The sequence below is a fragment of the Pseudanabaena sp. UWO310 genome (genome assembly GCF_006861605.1).
Taxonomy (GTDB): Bacteria; Cyanobacteriota; Cyanobacteriia; order Pseudanabaenales; family Pseudanabaenaceae; genus Pseudanabaena.
Map to the genome: position 1 here is coordinate 47,956 of NZ_SELU01000009.1, position 24,396 is coordinate 72,351.

At 43.3% G+C, this 24,396-nt stretch carries 21 protein-coding genes; 15 read left to right on the forward strand and 6 right to left on the reverse strand.

The annotated features are described in order from the left end of the window. Nucleotides 1-85: 85 nt before the first annotated feature. Both PseudUWO310_RS04780 and PseudUWO310_RS04785 read left to right on the forward strand, forming a co-directional pair. The gene (locus tag PseudUWO310_RS04780) at nt 86-658 is read left to right on the forward strand and encodes a hypothetical protein (RefSeq protein WP_142599489.1); all 573 of its coding nucleotides are present in this window, start codon (nt 86-88) and stop codon (nt 656-658) included. A 203-nt stretch (nt 659-861) separates the two neighbouring features. Next, the gene (locus PseudUWO310_RS04785) at nt 862-2,496 is read left to right on the forward strand and encodes a hypothetical protein (protein ID WP_142599491.1); all 1,635 of its coding nucleotides are present in this window, start codon (nt 862-864) and stop codon (nt 2,494-2,496) included. Nucleotides 2,497-2,611: 115 nt separating this feature from the next. Here the strand turns inward: PseudUWO310_RS04785 and PseudUWO310_RS04790 are convergent, their stop codons facing one another. Then, nucleotides 2,612-3,220, reverse strand: a complete 609-nt coding sequence (locus tag PseudUWO310_RS04790; protein ID WP_142599494.1) for a hypothetical protein — start codon at nt 3,218-3,220, stop codon at nt 2,612-2,614. A 320-nt stretch (nt 3,221-3,540) separates the two neighbouring features. On the opposite strand from PseudUWO310_RS04790, the gene ntrB reads away from it, so the two are divergent. From ntrB to PseudUWO310_RS04805, 3 genes are all read left to right on the forward strand, one after another. After that, nucleotides 3,541-4,335: a nitrate ABC transporter permease gene (gene ntrB, locus PseudUWO310_RS04795; RefSeq protein WP_411729015.1), complete on the forward strand. Its 795-nt coding sequence runs from the start codon at nt 3,541-3,543 to the stop codon at nt 4,333-4,335. A gap of 86 nt (nt 4,336-4,421) precedes the next feature. Continuing rightward, the gene (locus PseudUWO310_RS04800) at nt 4,422-5,843 is read left to right on the forward strand and encodes a CmpA/NrtA family ABC transporter substrate-binding protein (RefSeq protein ID WP_142599498.1); all 1,422 of its coding nucleotides are present in this window, start codon (nt 4,422-4,424) and stop codon (nt 5,841-5,843) included. Between the two features lie 164 nt (nt 5,844-6,007). Beyond that, entirely contained in the window at nt 6,008-6,823 is an 816-nt protein-coding gene (locus tag PseudUWO310_RS04805) for an ABC transporter ATP-binding protein (RefSeq protein ID WP_142599500.1), read from the forward strand. 105 nt (nt 6,824-6,928) lie between these two features. Here the strand turns inward: PseudUWO310_RS04805 and PseudUWO310_RS04810 are convergent, their stop codons facing one another. From PseudUWO310_RS04810 to PseudUWO310_RS04825, 4 genes are all read right to left on the reverse strand, one after another. Further along, nucleotides 6,929-7,387, reverse strand: a complete 459-nt coding sequence (locus PseudUWO310_RS04810; protein ID WP_009625201.1) for a fasciclin domain-containing protein — start codon at nt 7,385-7,387, stop codon at nt 6,929-6,931. Nucleotides 7,388-7,507: 120 nt separating this feature from the next. Continuing rightward, on the reverse strand, nt 7,508-8,824 hold the full coding sequence (locus PseudUWO310_RS04815; RefSeq protein WP_142599503.1) for a CO2 hydration protein: 1,317 nt from the start codon (nt 8,822-8,824) through the stop codon (nt 7,508-7,510). Nucleotides 8,825-9,029: 205 nt separating this feature from the next. Then, a complete protein-coding gene (locus tag PseudUWO310_RS04820; protein ID WP_142599505.1) occupies nt 9,030-10,562 on the reverse strand; it encodes an NADH-quinone oxidoreductase subunit M in 1,533 nt (510 codons plus the stop codon). A gap of 28 nt (nt 10,563-10,590) precedes the next feature. Further along, on the reverse strand, nt 10,591-12,426 hold the full coding sequence (locus PseudUWO310_RS04825; RefSeq protein WP_142599507.1) for an NAD(P)H-quinone oxidoreductase subunit F: 1,836 nt from the start codon (nt 12,424-12,426) through the stop codon (nt 10,591-10,593). A 502-nt stretch (nt 12,427-12,928) separates the two neighbouring features. Between PseudUWO310_RS04825 and PseudUWO310_RS23555 the strand changes: the two genes are divergently transcribed. The 10 genes from PseudUWO310_RS23555 to PseudUWO310_RS04870 all read left to right on the forward strand — a co-directional run bounded on the left by PseudUWO310_RS23555 (nt 12,929) and on the right by PseudUWO310_RS04870 (nt 23,538). Further along, the gene (locus PseudUWO310_RS23555) at nt 12,929-13,051 is read left to right on the forward strand and encodes a hypothetical protein (protein ID WP_263363388.1); all 123 of its coding nucleotides are present in this window, start codon (nt 12,929-12,931) and stop codon (nt 13,049-13,051) included. A gap of 148 nt (nt 13,052-13,199) precedes the next feature. Then, nucleotides 13,200-14,195, forward strand: a complete 996-nt coding sequence (locus tag PseudUWO310_RS04830) for an LdpA C-terminal domain-containing domain (protein ID WP_142599509.1) — start codon at nt 13,200-13,202, stop codon at nt 14,193-14,195. A gap of 347 nt (nt 14,196-14,542) precedes the next feature. After that, a complete protein-coding gene (locus PseudUWO310_RS04835) occupies nt 14,543-16,321 on the forward strand; it encodes a R3H domain-containing nucleic acid-binding protein (protein ID WP_142599513.1) in 1,779 nt (592 codons plus the stop codon). Between the two features lie 234 nt (nt 16,322-16,555). After that, entirely contained in the window at nt 16,556-18,088 is a 1,533-nt protein-coding gene (locus PseudUWO310_RS04840; protein WP_142599515.1) for a response regulator, read from the forward strand. Between the two features lie 280 nt (nt 18,089-18,368). Continuing rightward, nucleotides 18,369-19,112, forward strand: a complete 744-nt coding sequence (locus tag PseudUWO310_RS04845; protein ID WP_142599517.1) for a phycocyanobilin:ferredoxin oxidoreductase — start codon at nt 18,369-18,371, stop codon at nt 19,110-19,112. A 911-nt stretch (nt 19,113-20,023) separates the two neighbouring features. Then, nucleotides 20,024-20,545 carry a phycocyanin subunit beta gene (locus PseudUWO310_RS04850; protein WP_009625584.1) on the forward strand — a complete coding sequence of 174 codons (522 nt, stop codon included), beginning with the start codon at nt 20,024-20,026 and terminating at the stop codon, nt 20,543-20,545. A gap of 90 nt (nt 20,546-20,635) precedes the next feature. Next, nucleotides 20,636-21,124: a phycocyanin subunit alpha gene (gene cpcA, locus PseudUWO310_RS04855; RefSeq protein WP_009625585.1), complete on the forward strand. Its 489-nt coding sequence runs from the start codon at nt 20,636-20,638 to the stop codon at nt 21,122-21,124. A gap of 274 nt (nt 21,125-21,398) precedes the next feature. Then, nucleotides 21,399-22,217, forward strand: coding sequence for a phycobilisome linker polypeptide (locus PseudUWO310_RS04860; protein WP_142599520.1), 819 nt, complete (start codon nt 21,399-21,401; stop codon nt 22,215-22,217). Nucleotides 22,218-22,405: 188 nt separating this feature from the next. Then, nucleotides 22,406-23,275 (forward strand): phycobilisome linker polypeptide, encoded by an 870-nt coding sequence (locus tag PseudUWO310_RS04865; RefSeq protein WP_142599522.1) that lies wholly within the window; start codon nt 22,406-22,408, stop codon nt 23,273-23,275. A gap of 32 nt (nt 23,276-23,307) precedes the next feature. After that, nucleotides 23,308-23,538 (forward strand): phycobilisome linker polypeptide, encoded by a 231-nt coding sequence (locus PseudUWO310_RS04870; protein WP_009625588.1) that lies wholly within the window; start codon nt 23,308-23,310, stop codon nt 23,536-23,538. 352 nt (nt 23,539-23,890) lie between these two features. Here the strand turns inward: PseudUWO310_RS04870 and PseudUWO310_RS04875 are convergent, their stop codons facing one another. Further along, nucleotides 23,891-24,343 carry a hypothetical protein gene (locus PseudUWO310_RS04875; protein WP_142599524.1) on the reverse strand — a complete coding sequence of 151 codons (453 nt, stop codon included), beginning with the start codon at nt 24,341-24,343 and terminating at the stop codon, nt 23,891-23,893. Nucleotides 24,344-24,396 lie beyond the last annotated feature (53 nt).

Below are 24,396 nucleotides of genomic sequence, written 5' to 3' on the forward strand. Positions count from 1 at the left end.
GTGCGGCGCAGATTTTTAGGTTTTAAGTTTATTTATGCTTAGCCACTTAAAAAAATCTAAAAAAATCTAAAAATAGTTTTAGTAAATGATCCATAAATTCTCATTAATTTACGAGTTAGACGCACCGATCGCGATCGCTGTTGCTGCGTATCTGGATAGCGAACATTATATTTTTTTACATAAAGACTATACAGATAAATATGAAGTTCTTTATCATGAACCTCATAGTAAAGTGATCACCGTTCGCCAAACATGGAAACTTTTTGGAATTAGCATGGGACAGGTTTATAAGTGCGAATATATTCCGCCAGCCGAATTCCGAAACTATGATGTCAAGCCTTCCCCTTGGTATGTTCCCAGCATTCACCATCTCATATCGGTAAGTACAAATCTGCAATACTTGCCAAGTTCTGAGAAAGACACAACGATTAGTATTCTCGATGTTGAGATAAAACTACCTTTTTGGTTGTATCCCTTAAGATATATGATTCAAAAAGGGATAGAGAAACTTAAAGTTGAGAAGGATGCAGAAGATATGGAAATGATCTACCGCCGAGAAAAGTTATTTGGAAGGGGCAATAACTCAGTATATCTTGCAAATCATCAGTTCATGTTGTACAAAGATGATTACGTTAAATACTATGGAAACTCTTCATAAAAATGTAGAAAAAAATCAATAAAAGTACAGATCAATAAAAGAAATAGGGCTGTCAATGCTCGTAACATTCGATTTTCAATTGGTAAGAAGTTTATTTAAAAGGCTTACTAATTTGGTCTAGAGATCCATATTTGGGCAATAATAGAGGTGAAGATTTTGCGATCTTTGCAGCTCGTCTTGTAGTTTAGTATGGGAAAATATCTATGAATCAGCTGGCTCCCGTAGTTGTAGCAAGTCCAGAGAATGGCAATTCCCAAGCGATATCACTTAAAGATATTGGGATTGTCTCGATTGCATTAATAGCGCAGTGTTTGTGGACGAGTATTTTTATCTCTACTAAAGTAGGTCTATTAAATTGTTTACCATCTTTAGTATTTCTGGGGATGTGGTACTGGTTTACCAAGTTGTCACTGGGCATTAAATATTCTCGGTGGTATTTTCTATTAGGTTTTTTGATAACATTGCGGTTGCCAATTACGATTGCTCCTCAATTAGAGTTTGTGAGTTGGATTCTTTATCTCAGTATCATCAGTTTAATTGGATATAAATTTTTTGAATATTTTAAGAATCGCCAGCAATTAATTGTTTTATATTTGGCTACCGCAATTATTCTCTTTAATTCTTTTACTCATTTATTTCTAGATTCCCCATTCACGTATTCTTTTCGACTTGCAAATCAACTACCTTCTAACTATATAACAGGACAGGACAACAATCTTACTTGGGAATGTTCCTATGAAGGTTCTAATTTGGCTGTTCATTGCGACACACGTCATTATATTCCATCTGAAAAAATATTTTCAGAGCCTAATTATGATGCCAGCTTTTCCGTGTTCCTGAATCGCTTCTTTTATGGCTATCTCAATTCATTGGTGGGTGTTCAAGGACACCGCTGGTTTATGAGCTTTAGCCTCAATATATTTATTTGGATAAGTACTTGTGTTGCCATCTATCGTATTGCAGAAATAGCTAAACTTAGCGAAAGAGCGCAAAAAATAGCTATGCTTTGTTGCGCGTCAAGTTGGGGATTTGTGCATTTCGTTGCCCAACCCTCACCGCATATCGCGGCCTTTGCGAGCGCATCTATAATTCTCTGGGCAACTTTAGAATTAATCAGTGATGAACTAATTAATTACCCTTTATTAATCCTATTGATTGTCTCTGGTTCCTTGACTTATGATATTTATCCACTGATTCTAATCAGTTCTCTGCTATTTTTTATCCACAAACGTCTAATTTTCGGTGTTTCAATTCCATTGCTATCGATCTCGCTGAATGTATTTTGGAAATATATTTCACTTCAGCAGATACTTGGCACGATCGGCGATATTCAAAGCATTAGCAGCCCATCCAGTAATCTTACTTATAGCTTCCAAAATTGGGCTAAAGTGATTTTAAGTTTAAATTTTGGTCGATTCTGGCAGCTTTTATCCAATGGCTTTATGACATACCTATATGGGGGGATGATCCTTGGAACGATTGCTTCTACAGGATTGTTAATTTACCTAGCAATTAATAAAAAAGACGAACCTAACTATGACGATAATAAATTGCTATTTACGGTTTCTGCTTGCTTTTGTACGGTAATGTTAATTGCCATGTTTTTAGTAGCGGCACAGTCGGAAATATGGAGCCCAACGAAACTTATTCCTCGCTTTGCTTTTTATATTTATCCAGTTAATACTCTGGCGATCGCTTTTTTTGCTGATAAATATATCAATCGTTGGGGCTACGTTGCACCAATAGCAACATTTGTGGTAGCTAATTCAACCCTTATAAAACTTGCTTCGATATCAGCATTTTTTGAATATGGTCTAGTTGGATTATATTGGCAATAGATTTAGATTTATTAAAATCAAGCAGTTTTTAGATCATTACTTTTTAGATTCATCCAATTCTCTCTTTTTGGTTTGTTTTTTGTCATAACATGACTAGCGACAGCTAAAATGTTTGCTATATAGCACCAGTTTGTCTGTACAAAAAGAAAAAGGTTTGGATGGCAAAACCGATCGCTAAACTACTACCCGCAAAGGTTCCTAATACCGTCAAGCTGATTTTGGGCGATAATTCGAGATCTTTAATTTGTTGACCAATTAGGGTTATGGCGGCGGCGATCGCGCCGATTCCCAAACTGCTTAACCAACTGGTCGAAAACTGGAGGATGGAAACAGCGATCGCGATCGCGAGGGCGATGGTTAATGCCGTGGCAATTAGATCGTTAATGCTAAATTTTTTGTCTAGTTTGGGATCGTAGCGAACATCCCGAAAGCCAAACCAATAGAGTAAGAGACAGATACCCGCACCAATGAGAGCGTCAGTAGGATTGGATTTAATAAATATAGTAACGATGGCGGCAAGGGCGGCGATCAATCCTCCTAAACTTCTAGGCAAGGCAAAGACACCAACGACTGCTAACAAGAACAAAGCGCCAGCCGTCCAATATTGGTAGTCGTGCAGCAAAATTCTTAGGTAGCTACCTAGATATCCATAGGCGATCGCGATCGCAACTAGAGAAATAAATAGCCTAAATCCAACTTCAAACCTTCCGACCTTGAGTGCCATAAGATGCCACCTTTTTATTTATGCCAGCCTAAAAACACTATAAACATGCATCTATTGCTGATTGCTGAAACAAAGTATAGCAATCGATAGTTAAAGAAGATAGAGTTACTTGACTTAGGACAAATCACAACCCAAGAATTGAGTGGCGGCGCGAAGCGCCGCCACTCAATTCTTGGGTTTTATGTTCTAGTACAATTGGCTACAGCTCTAGTTATTTCGCTAAAAAGCGCTAGGTGCAAACCGCTATATCCCATAGGCTTAGGGAGGAATCTATCTTGCTAAAAATCAATCTAAAGGCGATCGCCAAGTCTGTTTGGCAAATGATCAAAGCGACCATCTTCAGGGATGTGGTGCTATTACCAGCCTTGGGTTTTGTAGGCATTATTCTCCTCTGGTGGTTAGTTGCCCTTTGGCGGAAGGAATTAATGCCTACCCCTATCGAAGCCTTAACTGCCAATTTAGACTATATTCTCAATCCATTTTTTCAACGGGGAGCGGGGAATTTAGGCATAGGATGGCTGCTATTAGCTAGTTTGCGAAGAGTTTTGATTGGCTTTGGACTAGGTGCTTTAGTGGCAATTCCCACGGGATTTTTAATTGGGATGTCTCGTCCCGCAATGCTAGCGTTGAATCCGATCATTCAGATTTTTAAACCAGTTTCTCCTTTAGCTTGGCTCCCAATTGCGTTGGCGATTTTTAACTTAGCCGATCCCTCCGCAATTTTCGTGATTTTTATTACTTCGCTCTGGCCAACAATTATCAATACGGCGCTGGGCGTATCTAGCGTTCCCAAAGATTATTTAGAAGTTGCAAGAGTTTTGGAAATGTCGAATTGGCGAAGGATTACGAAGATTATTTTGCCAGCGAGTTTACCCTATATTTTTACGGGGTTAAGGATTAGCTTGGGTATTGCTTGGTTAGTAATTGTGGCGGTGGAGATGTTGACAGGAGGAGTGGGGATTGGTTTCTTTGTCTGGGATGAATGGAATCGCCTAAACTTGAGTTCGGTATTTTTGGCAGTGTTGGTAATTGGCGTAACTGGTTTACTGCTCGATTATGGCTTAGGTTTTGTGCAAGTTTGGGTAACTCGTCGTCCAGCAACGGGAAATTTATAGTTTCAGTCACTTGACTGTAGCTATAAAAGTGTGGTCACACTTTCGTGAATTGGTATTATTACAATAATTTGAGGAATTAGTTAGCCATGAATTTGCCTCAAGACTGGAGTCGGCGAAAATTTTTACAAACTACAGGTGCTAGCATGTTTGGCACTGTGGTTTCTGGTTGCGCGATCGGCGATCGCCAACCCCGCCAACTCTCGGCGGAGGCTTTGGCAATGGAGCCTGTGGTGGATTCTAAGACCCTTGAGAAGCCTAACTTAACAGTTGGGTTTGTTCCTGTTAACGACTGCGCTCCCTTTGCGATCGCATGGCAAAAAGGATTCTTTCGCAAATATGGGCTTAATGTTACCCTCAACCGCGAAGCCAGTTGGGCAACCTCTCGCGACGGTGTAATTTTTGGTCGCTTAGATGCCTCTCCCGTCGTTTCTGGAGCCGTAGTCAATGCGCGTACTGGGGCAGAAGGAGCGCGGCACGCTCCCTTATGTGCGGCGATGACCATCCATCGTCATGGTAATGCGATCACGATGAGCCGAGCTATGTGGGAATCGGGGATACGACCTTGGCAAGAATATAATGGTAATCTATCCGCATTGGGCAAGGATCTGCGCCGCTTTTTTGAAAATTTACCACTGGAGCAAAGAGTTTGGGCAGTTGTGCTTAGCTCCTCAATTTACGAATACTTCGTGCGTTACCTAACGGCAGCGGCGGGGATTAGCCCCGATGAAGATTTCCGATTAATTGTCATCCCGCCACCGCAGATGGTTAATAATATGCGAATTGGGGCAATGCAAGCCTATATGGTTGCGGAGCCTTGGAATACGAGAGCAATTACGGGCAATGAAAATATTGGGTTTACCTTTGCTCAAGGGCGAGAGATTTGGCGCGGACATCCCGATCGCTTGCTAGGAGTGATGGAATCCTTTATTGAAGCAAATCCTAAAACATACCGTTCTCTCGTGAAAGCGATGATTGAAGCCTGCCAATATTGCAGCAATCCTAATAATCGGGAAGAAGTGGCTAAACTAATTACCGATCGCGCTTTTACAGGGGCGAAACCTAAACAAGGAGCGATCGATAGGTATACCCGTCCAGGCCTTGTGGGAGAATATAACTACGGTGGTTTCGATCGGCAGCAACGCATCGTTAAGAGTTTAGAAACGACCCTATTTTTCGATCTTCCATCAGAATTACAAAGCCAAGCCAACGACCATTCCACTTTCCTATGGCAGTCGGAATGTCTATGGCTGATGACACAAGCAGCTCGTTGGGGTCAAATTAAGGAAATCCCCAAAAATGCCGAACAGATTGCTCGACAAGCATGGAAAACGGATTTGTATCGACAGATTGCGGCGGAGATGAATATTAGTTGCCCCAAAGAAGATTACAAGCTAGAACCTGCGGAGATGTTTATCGATCGCCAAGCCTTTGATCCTAGCGATCCCGTGGGATACCTCAATAGTTTTGAAATTCGCTCAAATCGCCCCCGTTCGTTTGCTTTCCGTTAAGAACTGTCAACTTTTTCCTATTCATTTTCCTATTCATATAGATACAGTCACTTGACTTAGGACATAAACCCCAAGAATTGATTGGCGGCGCAAAGCGCCGCCAATCAATTCTTGGGGTTTATGTCCTAGTACAATTGGCGACAGCTATATTATTGATTAATCCTATGATGCATCCCGAAACCGATCCATCGATAACTAACTTCCTCGAAATTAAGGATCTATACAAATCCTATCGCAAATCCAATGGAGAAGAATATGTAGCTTTGAATGGGATTAACTTATCCGTGAGTGCAAGGGAGTATATATCCATCATTGGACATTCTGGCTGTGGTAAATCTACGCTCTTGCGAATTGTGGCAGGTTTAGAGAGACTAACCAATGGTTCCGTATGTCTAGATGGTCGAGAAATTCGCAAACCGAGCGCTGAGAGAATGATGGTTTTTCAGCAATATTCTTTACTGCCTTGGCTCACGGTACGCGAAAATATTCAACTTGCTGTCGATGAAGTCATGAAAACCGCATCTGCACAAGAGAAAAAGGATATCGTAAGCGAACATTTAGGTATGGTTAACCTTACGGCGGCGGCGGACAAATATCCCGATGAATTGTCGGGCGGGATGAAACAACGGGTAGGAATTGCCAGAGCTTTATCAATTCGTCCGAAAATGTTACTGATGGATGAACCCTTTGGCGCGTTAGATGCCTTAACTCGTTACAAGTTACAGCAGCAAGTACTTAATATTTGGGAATTACAAAGGCAGGCGGTGATTATGATTACCCATGATGTGGATGAAGCAATTTTTATGTCCGATCGCATAGTGATGATGACCAATGGTCCCGCTGCTAATATCGGTGAAATTCTATCGATACCTTTTCCGCATCCACGCGATCGCCTTGCGATTCGCGAAAGTACCGAATATTTTGAACTCCGCAATCATATCCTAGGCTTTTTAGATCGCTACTTTACCCATGATGAATAACTTAAAGCCCAAAAATAGAATGACGGCGCTTTGCGCCGTCATTCTATTTTTGGGCTTTAAGCTGAGCCTGTACCGACCGCATAGCAACCAGCACAGGCTTTTAGATTAGCCACTTACTATACCCGTTTTGCCAGATTCCATAATTGGATATACCCAATGGGGACGCATCAGCATGACGGTATCGATGACGTGAATGATTCCATTATCTGCTTCGATGTCTGCGGCAATGACTGTCGCATTATTTGCCTCAAAGCTCTCATGGGAAATATCTAGATCGATTTGAGAACCCTCTAGCGAAATGAGAGACTTAACGCCAATTAGATCTTCTCTTTTATATTTGCCTGATACGACATGGTAGGTCAGAATGCGGGAGAGTTGAGGAATATTCTGGACTAGCGTTTTGATCGTACCATCGGGAAGCTTGGCAAAAGCCGCATCATTGGGAGCAAAAACCGTAAAAGGTCCTGGGCTTTGTAGGGCTTCGACCAAGTTCGCCACTGATACGGCGGTGACAAGGGTCGAAAATCCTTCATTACTAACGGCAATATCAACAATTGTAGTCATGGTTATCTTGTGGCGGTGATGAACTGGCGGTGATGGACTTGTGGCGGTGATGGACTTGTGGCGGTGTGGATGTTGCTTGGCTCAAAATGGCTATGCCATTTTGAGCTTTGGTATAACAATTTATCGATAATCCTGACTTTGGATCGCGTTGATTCTCGCCGCTTTATCCATTCCGTATTTAGGATTGCAGAAACGATTTAGTTGTCCTTCAAAATAATGGCGATTGGCTAAGAGGTGCTTGGGGTTAGGATCGTCTAGAGGATAGAGCAAAGCCGCCCGACCAGCCTGAATTACTGCGGAGGTGACATTGTACATCGATCGCTGAAAACTCACTGCCAATTGAATCAACATATCGTCTTCGCCCCGACAATATTGTTTGTAATAGTCCACTAGATATTGGGGGAGGAAGTGGTACATATCTTGGTGTAGTAGCGTGGGGGGAATGCCTGCGGAACCTACGGGAAATTTATCCGCATACAAAATACCAAAGTGGAAGTCCTGTTGGTCGGTAGGGATTTCATGGGCTTGGGCATTGTAGGATTTAGTGCCTCGGAAAGGCGAAGTGCGATAAAACACAGCTTCGACATAGGGGAAGGCTGCTTCATAGAGCCAAGTAAAACCCTTAGATTTGGGAACAATATCTAACCATTCACCACCGATGTTTACACGGTGATAGATGGGGCGACCTGCGATCGCGAAAATACCATTTACCAAGAAATCCATCGCATCGGGAACGCCCTTAAACCCGCCTTCATCGTAGATATCCGACATCTCGAAAAACACGGGAGCCATAATTTCCCAAAATAGCCCAAGGACTGATGTCATTGTGGATTGACGACATTGTTCCATGAACATCTCAGGAAAAAGCTTGTATAGTCCCAGCATGACGGGATTATTTTTAAAGAAGGCTTTAATCGCGCGATCGGCATTCTGGCGATATTCCTCTGAATCCATATAGGGCTCTAGCTCGCCGCCCATACCGCGATGCCAGAGCATAGCTCGCATACATTCTTCAGCAAACTCCATGTTGATGCGATCGTGATAGAGATGGTGAAATAGCTTCGGGATTTTTGCCTTTAGCTCGCCCCTACTCATAAATTCTAGGAGTTCAGGGTGGGCTGTGGCTTCACCGCGCCAGAATTTGAGATCGGCATTGTCGCCTGCATAGTGATTGGGCAGATCGAGATATTCTTGGGTTGGGAAGTATTTGAAGGCAGGAAGGGGATCTAAAAATACTTGCTCAGCTATGTACAGTAAGTCTCGCCAATAGAAGTCCATTGGTACGGCATAGGCTTTGTAAAGTCCGATAATCTGCATGAGATTTTCGGGCGTATCGGGAAGCATGGAGCCACCTGCTTCTAGGCGATGGATGATATCGGCGAGCGGATGGGTGGAAGGCGGTAGTTTCGTAGTGGGTTCGAGTAAGGTGCTGGTCATAATTTTTTCCCTATTTTTTCTTAATATTAAGCATTTAAATTAAGCATTTAAATTAAGTATTCAAGATTCAAGTAGCTGGGCATGGTTAAAAACCAGAGTCAAAAGCTATAGCACAAGCGCAGCTTGCGCTACAGCTTTCTGGGTTTTATATTTAATTGCCCCTAGATACTTAAGAATCAATAAACTTCAAAGTTCTTTTTGTGCCTTAGTCTTTCCGAAAAGCTAAAAATATTTGCTCGTAGAGGGATGACTTGAGATTGGCACTAGCGACAACCACCGTTTCGGGAACTCTGGCGATGATTTGAATGGCACTTACTTCGCTCCAGCGTACTAACCATGATGGCTGAACTCCCAGAATGACAATTAAGGCGGTAAGAATTAGGGCTGGTAATTGTTCTAATCCACTAACCTTGGGATAGTAAGCCGTATGATTGTCTAACTTGCCGAAACAGGTGCGATTGAGCAAAATTACGAAATATACGGCGGTAAGCCCAGTACCGATGATCGAAAAGAGCGTGGGAATAGGGAATTTACTAAAGCTACCTTGGAAAATTAGGAATTCGGAAATGAATCCTACTAGTCCAGGAATACCTGCACTTGCCATACCTCCAAGGATTAACAAGGCGCTAGTTGAAGGCAAGCCTCTCAAGGGGTTTAACAATCCATTTAAAACATCTAAATCCCTTGTACCAACTTTTTCTTCGATCACACCGACGAGATAGAACAGTAGTGCTAGCACTAGACCATGACTGACCATTTGAATGATGCCGCCAACCATACTTAAGGGAGTAGCTGCCGCTGCTGCCAGAAGAATATAGCTCATGTGACCGATGGAACTGTAGGCAACCATTCGCTTGATATCCTTTTGGGCGATCGCGGTCATGGCTCCATAGAGAATACCTAACCCAGCCCATAATGCGATCCAAGGCGAGAGCAAAGCCCAAGCTTCAGGAAATAGTCCGACGCAGAACCGAAACAAACCATAGGTTCCTAGCTTAGCGACGATACCACCCAACATCATGACGGTTGGTGTTGTCGATTCGACATAGGCATCGGGTAGCCAAGTATGGAAGGGGACAAAGGGGGCTTTGATCGTAAAGCCCAGTAGTAACACAACGAGGAGGGGAACTTGAATTTCAATGGGTAAACTGAGATTCTGTAAGGTCGTGTAGTCGAAAATCGGAGTAGGACTGGCGGAGAGCCAACCCAGAGCCAAAAACCCTACTAAAACCAGAATCCCTGAAATAGCAGTGAAGATTAAGAACTTCATTGCGGCATAGCTGCGCTGTGTCCCGCCCCAGACCGCAATCACTAGATAAAGAGGTATTAACTCAATTTCATAGAAGAGAACGAATAGTAGGGTGTTGGTGGAGAGGATTGCGCCGCTTACTCCCGCATGAATTAAGAGCATTAAGACATGGAAGAGGGTATTCCTTTCTTTGATTTCCCGATCGCAAAAACAGACGATCAACCAAGTGAGCAATCCATTTAGTACTACTAGGGGAAGTGATAGTCCGTCAATGCCAAGGCTGTAGTTTAATCCGAGGTTTTCGAGCCAAGGTAAATTTTCAGAAAATTGGAAGTTAGAAATCTTGATATCAAATTTATAAAGTAGAAGAAAATCAAGAATGAGAATGGCGGTGGCGACGATCGCGGAGCCCTTTTTGACTTGATTTTGCGGTAGGAAAGCGATCGCTAAAGCCCCGATGACTGGCAACCAGATTAAAGCACTGAGCATAGTTTGATTCCTAATTAGAGATCTAGTTTTAGAGAGTGCGATTGAATAGTAATAAAAGTAGAACTCCAATGCCGACTACGATCGTCAGGGTATAGAGTTGTAATTGCCCAAAGGTGCTGTAGCGAAGATTCTGACCGCTAAATAGGGTTGCCAAACCAAAGAAATTACCGACACCATCGACAAAGAAGCGATCGAACCAGTACATTTTCTGAGATATGCCATCGACTAATCCCACAATTGTGACTTTATAGAGCTTGGGGGTATAGAAATCGTTGGCTAAGAAGTTTTGCAAACCTTTCCATCCCAGTTGAATTGGCTTGGCAATGCCATCATTGAGATAGAGATATGCGCCTGTGGTTAGCCCTGCCATATTTGCTCCCAATAACAGAAGAGCCTCGGGACTGGTAACGATTGACCAGTCAGTAATGATTGCCAAAGAACTAAGAACCTGAGGGGTATGGAGTACAAAACCCGCTAGTAATGTCATGGGTAGGACAATTAGCCAGAGAGGTTCGACGGATCTTTCGGTCATCTGTTTGGGTTTCCCGCCCCAAATTAGTCCGAATACACGTATTAAGCTCAAAGCCATCAAGCCATTAATTAGCAATATTAGTTCCGCTAAAGCAGGGTAGCTCTCCCATAGGTGCGAAATTAGATCGAGCATGGCCCAGAATCCACCAAGGGGAGGACAGCCGATCAAGCCGATCGCGCCAACTAAAAAGCACAATCCTGAAATCGGACGACGCTGCCATAATCCGCCCATCTGGGTGAGATCTTGGGTGATGTTGTTGGAAATAATGCTGCCTACTGACATTAGTAATAGGGCGATCGCTAAGGCATGGGACAACATTAAGAGATAGGCACTGTGGATTTCTCCAGTCCCAACGGCAATAAAGATCAGTCCCATAAAGGCGCTGGTCAGGTAGGAGAGCGATCGCTTCACATCAATTTGGGCGATCGAGATTAATACCGTTCCTAAGGCGGTCGCCGCACCAACGGCGATCACTACCTGCTGGGTAAGAGGGGATAGAGCCAAGAGAGGGTAGAGCTTTACTAGAACCCAAGCTCCTGTCGCCACGATCACGGAGTTACGCAAAATCGTACTGGGCAGGGGACCTTCCATCGCCTCATCTAGCCAGAGATGCAATGGAAATTGAGCACATTTGCCCATGGGACCTACCATGAGGGCTAGGGTTACTAGGGTAATCGCGAGCGGATCGACGTTTGCCTTGCTAGCCCATTGGGTGAGTTCGCTAAAGTTCCAAGTGCCCGTTAGGGGCAGTAAGCCCACTACGCCCATTAATAAAATTAGGTCGCCTACTCGTTTGGTTAAAAAAGCATCCCTTGCACCTGTGACGACAAGGGACTGGTTATACCAAATCCCTACGAGAAGGTAAGTACCTAAGGTGAGAACTTCAAGAATAACGTAACTAAAAAAGAGGGAGTCGCATAGAACTAAGGAACACATGCCAGCTTCAAAAAGTGCTAGCAAGGCAAAGAATCTGCCCCAGCCCCAATCCATTTCCATATAGCCTACGGCGTAAATTTCGGCGAGAAGGCTTAACCCTGTGATTAAGACGATCGCACCAACGTTAATTGCCGAAATCTGTAAATCAAGGTTGAAGTGCAATCCTCCCACAGTTAACCAAGGAAAGGACAACGAGTATTCTGGCTGTCCCCAAGCTACGGTCAATGCAGCGATCGCATGAATCAGGGAGACAAAGGTCATCAGGATATTGATGTAGCCTGCTGGTCTTGGCCCTGTTTTGCGGGTAATACTAGGAAACCAGACGATCGATAGCATTGCACCTACTAAGGAGTAGCAGGGAATTAGCCAGATCGTGTCCAGCCAGTTATTTATCATATAAACTCTATTGACTTATAGAAAATCATAATTAATTGTCTATGATTATTGCAAAGATATATCTAAATGAAAATAGGTTAATATATTGCTTTTTATCTATGGTTATGATTACTAAGCGCTATTAATGTCACCCACGCCCTTCCCCGCCAAGGATTGGTGGGGTGGGTAAAGTTCTCTTATCCCTAATTCTTGGCTTTGAGCGGTTGATGTCCTATAGCTATTATTTCTTACTCCGTGAAGGATTAGCGTTGCAGTGCTTCGCGCCGCAACGCTAATTCTTCACTGGGAAGGGAGTAATACCAATTCACGAAAGTGTGACAACACTTTTGTGAATTAAGGTTTGTGAATTAAGGGACTTGCGAGAAAATAAGATACCAATCCAGATTTACCAGAATCGGTGGCGCGGGCTCCGCCGCGCCACCGATTCTGGTTTTATATTTGGTACTTCATTAAATCGCAAGTCCATAAACACCAAACCCAGTAAGGTTTTGAGATTCCCAAAATGGCATTGCCATTTTGGGAATTGGTATTAAGATGGCGAGGCGAGGTAAATTTAAGTGAATTATTGCGTGAATTACTGCGTGAATTATTGTGTGAATTGGCGATCGCGTCTTCACCGCTCTGAGGTTACAATCGATAACATCCCTAGCTATGAGGTTTTTCAGCACTTAAATTACTGAGAGTTAATTGGGGCTTTGAGTTAGCTTGCTGCAAGCTATATTTGCCAAGCTATATTTGCTTTGAGCTACTTTGATTTAGATGGCGCTGAAATTATGGAACTTGCAACTCTTCGATCGCACCAGTGGTTTAAGCTCATCTGCGGTGCTAGTTATCAGGATTTACCTGCCATTCGCAATTTGGCTCTGATCTACACCCTCGCAGGTGCAGATTGTATAGATATGGCTCCCGATCCTGCCACGATTCGAGCCGCACGGGAGGGCGTAGCGGTAGCCTTAGAGTTAGACTTACAGGCGATCGCTCCTTTAATAATGGTTAGCTTCAATGATGGCGAAGACCCCCATTTTCGGAAAGCGGTCTTTGATCCTCAGCTATGTCCCCACGATTGCCCAAGACCTTGCGAAAAAGTATGCCCCACCACAGCAATCAAGTTTAGTAATGATTACAATGGGATCATGCCAAATCTTTGTTATGGGTGCGGTCGTTGTCTGCCCCTATGTCCAGTGAAGATAATCCATACTCGCGAACAGGTCTATGTCCCTGAAGATATCTTTGATGAAGTACTTAATCAGTCCATTAATGCGATCGAAATTCATACTCAGCCCCATCGCACTCAAGAATTTGCCTCATTTTGGCGGCGATTAAGTCCGATTATCCCTCAGCTCAAGCTGGTGGCAGTTAGTTTTCCAGACTGCGATGATTTGCGTGAATATCTCATGTCTTTACTAGGTGTGATGCAGCCCCAGCCGCGATCGCTGATCTGGCAAACCGATGGTAGACCCATGAGTGGTGATATCGGTGATGGAGCCACCCGAGCTGCCTTGCAATTAGGACAGAAAGTTTTGGATTTTCAGTTACCCACTGGTTTTGTGCAATTGGCTGGTGGTACAAATGCGAGTACTGTTCCAAAGCTACGCCAAGCTGACATTCCCGTGGCTGGAGTTGCCTACGGTAGCTATGCTCGCAAGATTGTAATGAATTTTCTTGAAGGTTTGGAGGAGCCTATCCCCGATCGCCTTGAAGATCGCCCCGATTTGCTCAGACAAGCGGTGGCGATCGCCCGCAAGCTAGTTTCACAAATCAAATCTTGAAATGCAAATCTTGAAATGCAAACCTGAAATGCAAATCTGAAATGCAAACCTGAAATGCAAACTTAGAATCCCATTTTAAAATCCCATTTTAAAATCCCATTCTAAAATCCCATTTTCAAAAGTCTGAATAACTATGCACGACAACGAAATTAAACAACTACTCCCTTCCCACCAAAGAAATAGATATACAAGATATCCAAAACCAAGAATTAGCGTTGCCGCGCGAAACGCCGCAACGTCTAATTTTTCACTGGAAAGGCAGTAGGCAAAAACTAGGCAGAGATGAACATTTCGCCTCCTAAATTTTAAAAATTTTAAAAAATTAACCATAAAAAACTAAAAGCCTAATGGAATCAATCCGCAAGCAAGTTACAGATAATCTCGATCAACTTCTCGATATTTTGCCGCCGCGCATCAAAAATAGCCTTGAACTATGTGGTGGTTTAGAACAACTTGTCGAAATTGTGATGGACTTAGGTAGGTTGCCCGAAGCCCGTTATTTTGACACGACTAAATACTTAACCGATGACCCGATTACTAAAGAGGATTTGGCGATCTGTGTCCAGCAAGTTGGCGAATTTGGAGGCGATAATCGCGCAGGAATCGAGCGCACCTTACACCGTATCAGTGCCATTCGCAACCGCAAAGGCGAAATCATCGGATTAACCTGTCGCGTTGGCAGAGCCGTCTACGGTACGATCGCCATGATTCGCGACTTGGTAGAAACAGGTAAATCAATTTTGCTCTTGGGTAAACCTGGAATGGGCAAAACTACGGCTCTGCGTGAAATTGCCCGCGTCCTTGCGGATGATCTCAATAAGCGGGTGGTGATTATCGATTCTTCCAATGAGATTGCGGGCGACGGGGATATTCCTCACCCTGCGATCGGTCGGGCGCGAAGAATGCAAGTCTCTCAGCCCGAACTGCAACACCAAGTGATGATCGAGGCTGTGGAAAATCACATGCCTGAAGTCATTGTGATTGATGAAATTGGTACAGAATTAGAAGCCCTTGCCGCCAGAACGATCGCTGAACGAGGAGTGCAACTGGTTGGCACAGCCCACGGCAATCAATTGGCGAATCTCATCAAAAATCCGACCCTCTCCGATCTGATCGGTGGCATTCAGTCCGTTACCCTTGGTGACGAAGAAATGCGCCGCAGGGGTTTGCCCCAAAAAAGCATCCTCGAACGCAAGGCTCAGCCTACCTTTGATATTGCCGTAGAAATGTGGGAACGCTACCGCTGGGCCGTCCATACCGATGTCGCAGGTACGATCGATATGCTCCTGCGCGATCGCGATCCTGGTCGTCAAATTCGGGCAGTCAGCGATGCGGGTGAAGTTACGACCACTGAGGAGAAGCCCAAAAATCCTGAAGTGATGCGCAATCCTGCGGTCAAGGGTTGGCGGGCTACGGGCAAAATCAAACCCCTACCCCTCGATCCACAGGTGCAAATGCGTTCCGAGGTTGCCGATCTGACGAGTAAGATCGATCGCAATATTGATCGCAATATCGATCGTAATGTTGATCGCAATAATGTAGCCGAACTAAACGAATCCATTGCGGAGGAAGAGGAAGAATTTGGTGATCTTACCTCCTACGACACGATGCGGGAGCGGTTTGGCACTCTCAATGTTTATCTCTACGGCGTTAGCCGTCATCAAACCGAGCAGGTAGTGCAATCGATCAATTTGCCGATTGAAATTACCAAAGATCTTGATGAAGCGGATATCGTGCTTGCCCTGCGATCGCAGATTCGGACTAGCTCGAAAGTACGTCAAGTTGCCGAAGCAAGGCAAATTCCCATTCATGCGATCAAAACCAGTACCCTGCCGCAAATTACCCGTGCTTTGAGACGCATTTTACATATTGACGAAAGTCCCACCGACACGATTAGCGATCTGAATATGTTTGCCTATGGTGACTCTGAGGATGAAATCGAAGCCCTCGAAGAAACCCGTCTTGCCGTCGAACAGATCGTGATTCCCAAAGGTCAACCCGTGGAGTTGCTGCCCCGTTCGTCAATTATTCGGCGGATGCAGCATGAACTAGTCGAGCATTACCAATTGCGATCGGAAAGTTACGGCTCTGAACCCAATAGACGTTTGCGTATTTTTCCGAACTGACCTCTCCGAACTGACCTCAGGGAATTATAGCTATATTCACTTAAGTCAGGACATCAAACCCAATAGAGAGTTGCGGCGCGAAGCGCCGCAACTCTCTATTGGGTTTGATTTTTGTCCTACCCAGTAATGTTTACCAATGCCAAAAATGATGTTGCCATTTTTGGCATTGGTATAACGTGAGTGGCGACAGCTATATGCCCTGATACACTTGGCGATAGCTATAGATAAAAAGTTATGAAGATACTGCTCGTTGAGGATGATGAAGTACTAATTGCTGTTTTAACTAAAAGTTTGGCAGAACATCACTATATTGTGGATGTGGTCAAGGATGGCGAGATGGGATGGACCTATGGCTCTACCTTTGATTACGATTTGATTCTCTTAGATATAGTTTTGCCTAAGCTAGATGGTATTCATCTATGTCAACGATTGCGAGCAGAAGGCTATACTACCCCAATTCTATTGCTGACCGCGCAAAATGCCAGTACAGCGAAGGTTAGCGGATTAGATGCGGGGGCGGATGATTATGTGGTGAAGCCCTTTGATTTACCTGAGTTAATCGCAAGAATTCGGGCGTTATTGCGTCGGAGTAATGCCAGTTCTTTTCCTCTATTGGTTTGGGGAGATTTATTGTTAAATCCGAGTACCTGTGAGGTTTCTTACAATGGTCATCCCTTAACCCTAACTAATAAAGAATATGAGTTATTGGAGCTATTACTGCGCGATAGCCAGCATTTGCTAAGCGCTGATGAAATTCTCGATCGCCTTTGGTCTTCCGATGAATTTCCTTCAGAGGCAACCGTGCGATCGCATATTCGGCGGTTACGACATAAATTAGTATCCGTGGGCGCACCCTCGGATTTTATCGCAACCGTGCATGGACGCGGCTATTACCTGAAAGCGCCCGATCCTTTAGCCCAAAAAGATCTACCGACTCCCCCATTGCTAGCTCCCCCATTGCTTGGTTCTCAAAATTCTAGCAATCACTCGACTCGTCAGGAAATGTATTTAGCATTTTTAAACGAACAGTGGATTAATACTAAACCGAGGAGTTTGGAACAGGTCAAGAACATATTTCAAGTATTGCAGAAATTAAAATCTGGGGAATTAGATCCGCAGTTGCAAGCCCAAGCTTACCAAATTGCCCATAAATTGACTGGTACGTTGGGAACCTTGGGATTGACGATCGCCATGCAGTTGGCTAGTCAGTTAGAAAATCTGCTCAACAGTCAAACATTACTCAAAAAAAATCAATTAGAAATATTTGAAGCTTTAGCTATTTCCTTAGAGAATTCAATTCAAAGCATAGACTCAATTTGTAATGCACCTGTGGCAGCGATTTCTGATTTTGCATTTTCGTTACTTAAACAAGATGCTTCACAAATAGTTACAAAGGTAATGATTGTAGATGATGATATTGATTGCTTGCGATCGTTGCTGAAGTTGCTCCAGCCTTGGGGATTCAAAGTGACAACCTTAGCCGATCCTAAGGATTTTTGGACGGTGTTGCAATCCGTTTTGCCCGATGTTTTAGTCTTAGATGTGAATATGCCACAGATGAACGGGATTGAAATCTGTCAAGCTCTAAGGAGCAATCTCGACTGGCGGCGCTTGCCAGTGCTATTTCTCAGCGTGATGAATGATGCCAATACCCAAAATCTCGCTTTTAGCGTTGGGGCGGATGATTATTTATGTAAACCAGTCGTGGGCATAGATCTAGTGAACAGGATTCACAATCGCCTACAACGAATTAAGGCTTACCAGTAATACCAAAGCTCAAAATGGCGTAACCATTTTGAGCTTTGGTATAATTATCGTGAAGCACCACGTTCAAACCCTTTGATGATTTCTAAGTAGCTAGGCATAAGTAAACTTAAAACCTAGAAGAGCATACCGCCCGCTGCGCGGGCGGTATGCTCTCTGGTTTTGGTTTTTAATTATGCCTAGCTACTTACACGCATTTTGCACAAAAAATCAGTCATGGTCAAACGATAAATACTTTGAAAAAATCCTTTTTTAAAATTCATATACATTGAGATAAAATCGCATGACTCAAGCTACACAAGTGTCGCTGCGAGAGCAACAATATCCTTTAATTCATAACTTAGCTGATTGCATTGAAGCTGTCTGGAGAGACAACTTAGATTTGTCCCCTTATCAAGTGCCCGAAGATTTGGGTTATGTCGAGGGGGCTTTAGAAGGCGAACGTCTAGTCATTGAAAATCACTGCTATAAAACTCCTCAGTTTCGGAAATTACATTTAGAACTCGCGAGAGTTGGTAATGGGCTAGATATTCTTCACTGTGTGATGTTTCCCAATCCTGAATATGGGATTCCCATTTTTGGAGCCGATTTAGTAGGTGGTCGTGGAAGTATTAGTGCGGCGATCGTTGATTTATCCCCAGTGCATCCCGAACGTGCTTTACCTCGCAGCTACTACAATGCGCTATCTAATTTGCCAGCGCTGCAATTCGAGCAGACCCGTGAACTACCCCAATGGGGCGATATTTTTTCAGATTTTTGTTTGTTTGTGCGTCCCATGGGCGATCGTGAAGAGGCTGATTTCTTACAAAGAGTGAGGGAATATCTGACCCTGCATTGTCAGCTAGCGGTAGCGACAGAGCCATTAACTACTTCCCTTGAAATCGAGCAAGTTCTGGCTGGGCAGCGTTATTATTGCGAAAAACAACAACAAAATGATAAAACGAGACGCGTTCTCGAAAAGTCCTTTGGCACTGAATGGACAGAACGATACATGACCACAATGCTATTTGATTTTGCCACTGTTTAATTTTGCCTAAGGGAAAGTGAATTCTGGATAATTTGAAGCGGGATTTGAGAAAGGGTTTGCTACGCAAACCCTTTCTCAAATCCCAAAAGTAAAAGCCTTGCTATGCAAGGCTTTTACTTTTGGGATTTTAAAATTTACCAGCTTAACCCGAACTAACGTTAAGGGATAGTTATCGCAACATAAGCCCCCAAAGATGAGTTGCGGCGCTTCGCGCCGCAACTCATCTTTGGGGGCTTATACCAATTCACTGCTTAAGTTATTGGTATTACCTATAACTTAAGCGGTGACAGTTATATCTCATTACTTGATTGATGGTAATAGCCTACAAATGCTTAACAATTATTTATTTAGATTTAAAATTGTTAATAGATTGCTGGTAAAAATTAATAGATTAAAAGCGATGAAGATAATTAATCTTTGGCAATCTTTGGGCAGTAGGCAACTCTTTAATAAATTAAAATGGCTCAAAAAATTGCTTTGTTATTAAACTTTATATAAAGAAATAAGATCGAATGCAAAGAAAGCTTAACAATAATTGATTAGGTAGAAAAGCCTATATCAATTGGCTGATAAGGTTTATAGGGAAACTAAATTTTCTTTACTTAACTACATATTTGCCACTTCTTGATTTGCACAAAATCTGCACAAATTAGTTGTTTTAATCGCTTTATCCAAAAGCTACGGAACTAAAAAAGATTTAATTAACCTGCTTAATCAGCCTTAATTAGACTTAACTAGTTCCATTAAGTAAATTGATCGAAGTTGATTTATCGCTTTAGTCTTTATCGCTTTGGTCAATGATGCTTAGAATCTTTTGTATTGGGTATTTGCATTAAATCAATACCTAAGAAAAAGATTTAGCTAGGAACGATTCGCGATTTATACATCATTTAAAAAAGGAGATTCTTTAAATGGCTTTAGATGTTTTTACTAAGGTAGTTGCTCAGGCAGATACTCGTGGAGCTTATATTGCTGATTCACAAATTGATGCGTTGAAGCAAGTAGTTGCAGATGGCACCAAGCGTTTGGACGTAGTTAACCGCATCACATCTAACTCTTCTGCAATCGTTACCAATGCAGCTCGCTCTCTATTTGACGATCAGCCTCAATTGATCGCTCCTGGTGGAAATGCTTACACCCACCGTCGTATCGCTGCTTGTATTCGCGACATGGACATCATCCTTCGCTATGTCACCTATGCAATCTTCACTGGCGATGCCAGCATTTTGGAAGATCGTTGCCTCAATGGTCTACGTGAAACCTACAGCGCATTGGGCGTACCTGGTGGATCTGTAGCTGTTGGTATCGAAAAGATGAAAGATGCAGCGATCGCGATCGCTAACGATCCAAACGGCGTAACCCGTGGTGATTGCAGCGCTCTTATCGCAGAAGTAGCTAGCTACTTTGACAAAGCAGCCGCAGCAGTAGGCTAAGCCTGAAATTCTCTCAGAATATTTTTTGCAATATTTTCTTTTTCTCGAAATTTCACAACATCCATATAAATTTTCAGAGGTACATTGAGCATGAAAACCCCTTTAACCGAAGCAGTTTCTACAGCAGATTCTCAAGGTCGTTATCTTGGAGTTCCTGAATTTCAAGCAGCATTTGGTCGTCTACGCACCGCCGCAGCTAGCCTTGATGCAGCTAAAGCAATCAGTGCTAAGGCTTCTAGCTTGGCTGAAGGCGCAGCAAACGCTGTGTATCAGAAATATCCTTACACCACCCAACAACAAGGCAACAACTTTGCTTCTACCCCTCGTGGTAAAGCTAAGTGCGTTCGTGACATCGGCTACTACATCCGTTTGGTCACCTACAGCCTAGTTGCAGGTAGCACTGGTCCTTTGGATGATTACCTCGTCAGCGGTTTGACCGAAATCAACCGTGCATTCGACCTTTCTCCTAGCTGGTACATTGAAGCTTTGAAGTACGTTAAGGCTAATCATGGCTTGAGCGGCGACGCAGCTTTAGAAGCTAATTCCTACATTGATTACGCAATCAATGCCTTGAGCTAAGGTTTTTCCTCCTAATTCAGAAATAGAGAATCAGGAAAACCCCGAAGACGGTAAGTCCGCCCCCACGGGGGTGTGCTTACCGTCTTTGTCTTTTCTACAGCGATAGAGGATCTGTGCATTGCATTTTTTCCTTTGTCTGTGTCAATTATTGTTCTATAAATCAAGACCGATATAGTATTTTCAGTTTTCAAGTTGTCTTTAGACAGCTTGAAAATTTCGATACAGAATTAAAAAATTTTCAAAGATTATTTAAAAACTATTGAGGAGCTTAGATATGACAAGTTCTATGGCAGCAACTCGTTTGGGTTTTGAACCCTATGTGAATGCATCTCCTGTGGAGTTGCGTTCAAATTGGACAGGTGCAGATGTTATTACCGTGATTGCTGCTGCTAATCGGCAGATTTTTGGTAATGATCATTTGATGCTGTCGGAGCGTCTAACCAGTGCTGAGTCACTACTTGCCAGTGGCAATTTATCTGTCCGTGAGTTTGTGAGAGCTTTGGCTCAGTCGGAGTTGTATCGGAATAAGTTCTTTTCCTCGACTCCACAGGTTCGCTTTATTGAATTGAACTTTAAGCATCTATTGGGTCGCGCTCCTAATGATGAAGCGGAAATTACGGAACATGTAAATCGCTATATCGAAGAGGGGTATGAAGCAGAAATCAATTCTTATATTGATTCTGATGAGTATCAAGAGAATTTTGGAGAAGCGATCGTTCCTTACTATCGTGGCTTTGCAACGCAACGCGGTCAGAAGAATGTCGGCTTTAACCGTATGTTTCAACTGTATCGTGGTTATGCTAACAGCGATCGCGCCCAAGGGAAAAATAAATCTACTTGGTTGAGTGAAGATTTAGCTCGTAACGTGGCTAATCCCATTCGTACTCCTCATTTTGGTCAAGGTCTGGCTGGTAATGCTAGCGACGATCGCGGACAGCTTTATCGGGTAACTGCGGTTCAAAGCGATCGCGGTCGGACGACCCAAATTCGTCGTAGCGTTACGGAATATTTGGTATCCTATGACCAACTTTCCCCTACCCTACAGAGGCTAAACAAGCGCGGTAGCCGTATTACGCAAATTTCTCTTGCTTAAGGCGATCGCTTGTTTCCTTTTCACTTAATCGATTTCACTTAGTCGATTTTATTTAGTCGATTTCACTTAGTCGATTCTCCCTAGATTCAGAATAGGAAAATTTAATTAATTTATTTTTTCTATTCTGATAGGGAGATAAACTGAGGATGTAGGCTTAATTAACTAAACATATTCAAGGAGAATAATCTGTGGCAATTACAAATGCTGCTTCCCGTTTAGGGACTACTGCTTACATCAATGCAAGTCCAACTGAACTTCGCCCTAACTTTTCAGCCGAAGATGCTCAAATTGTGATTAGCGCAGTTTATCGCCATGTATTAGGCAATGACTATGTCATGGCATCTGAGCGCTTGGTTCCTCTGGAATCCTTGTTGATCAATGGTCAAATTACAGTGCGTGATTTTGTCCGTGCTGTCGCTAAGTCTGAGCTATATAAAACTAAGTTTCTCTATCCAAACTTTCATACTCGCGTGATCGAGTTGAACTTCAAGCATCTATTGGGTCGCGCTCCCTATAGTGAAGCAGAAGTAATCGAACATCTTGATCGCTATCAAAATGAAGGTTTCGATGCAGATATTGATTCTTATATTGATTCTGATGAATACGAAGCTAGTTTTGGCGACGCAGTAGTACCTTACTATCGTGGCTTTGAAACTAAAGCAGGTGATCAAACCACTGGCTTTACCAGAATGTTTCGTCTCTATCGTGGATACGCTAATAGCGATCGCGCTCAAATCGAAGGAAATAACTCAAGATTGGCAGCCGAACTTGCTCAAAACAGCGCTTCGGCGATCGTTGGTGCATCTGGTGGTAACGAAGGCTGGGCATACCGTCCATCCCTGAAAGGCACAATGGCAAGTCGCGCCTTTGGTCGTTCCTCTACAGGTTCTACTGATCGTCTTTATCGCATCGAAGTTGCCGCAGTTGCCGCTCCTGGATACCCTAAAGTCCGTCGCAGTAACCGCGAGTATATCGTCTCCTATGAGCAGCTATCTAGCACATTGCAACGCATCAATAAAATGGGTGGTAAGGTCGCCAGTGTGACCATCGCTCAGTAGTTGTAAAATTTTTATACGGCAAATCTATTTTTATGATATCTTCTACCTCAACCACAGATAATCGCTTCTTTATATACGAAGTGTCTGGCTTGCGCCAAAATCAAGAAACTGAAAATAGCAGCCACGCTATTCGTACAAGCAGCAATATTTTTATGCAAGTTCCTTACAATCGCATGAACGAGAAGATGCGTACAATTACGCGTCTAGGCGGCACGATCGTAAGCATTCGTCCTCTTAATAATCATTTGTCCGCAGACGAATAATTATCCTATAGTCTAAAAAAGCAGATGGAGTACCAAGCTCTCCATCTGCTTTTTTAGGACTATGTATCCCCCCTACACCAACTGCTTTTTGCTATATGGTTGCTCATACCAATTCACGAAAGTGTGACAACACTAGGGTTTTCAAATCACAAAATGGCTACGCCATTTTGTGATTTGGTATAAAGCCCAAAAAAGCCATAGCTCACGCGCAGCGTGAGCTATGGCTTTTTTACTCTGGTTTTTAAATATGACCAGCTACCTAGCTATAAGATCGCTAATTGGTAAGTAATTAATTGGCGATCGTGGGTAATCAAAACTCAACACAAAAAACTTATTTAGGTAATTTAACCGATTACCATAACGCAGGAACGGGACGAGCAGGTACTGCGGCGGGAACCTCTGGTCTAGTGACAGGAACCACAGGTGCAGGCTCTTCAGGAGCAGCGCAGGCATTAAATCCTTCACTTAACAAAGAGGAACAATAAGAGGTGGGCAAATCACGGGTGCGAATTGTTGCATCGCTGACAGTTTGCAAATCCATCATTTCTCGATTGATTGCTCGAAAAGCATTGACTTGTTGTTCTATCCATTGATCCCTATATTTAAAGTTGATATAGGGGGCAGGAATGTTGGGATCGGAGGTAATATCCAAGACTTTGTTCTGTACCTGAGGATAGGTGGCAGGAAAGTTGCGAGGATATTGATCTTGATCGGTGAGCAAAGGGTCGGCAAAGGCAGCACCACTAGCTAGCAGTGTTGAAGCTGCAACTAACGATGAAGCAAGCCAAGAGAATCTAGTACTCATATAAATACGCATCCTCAAAGTTGGACGCTGACTAATGTAGCAGATCCAGTCAT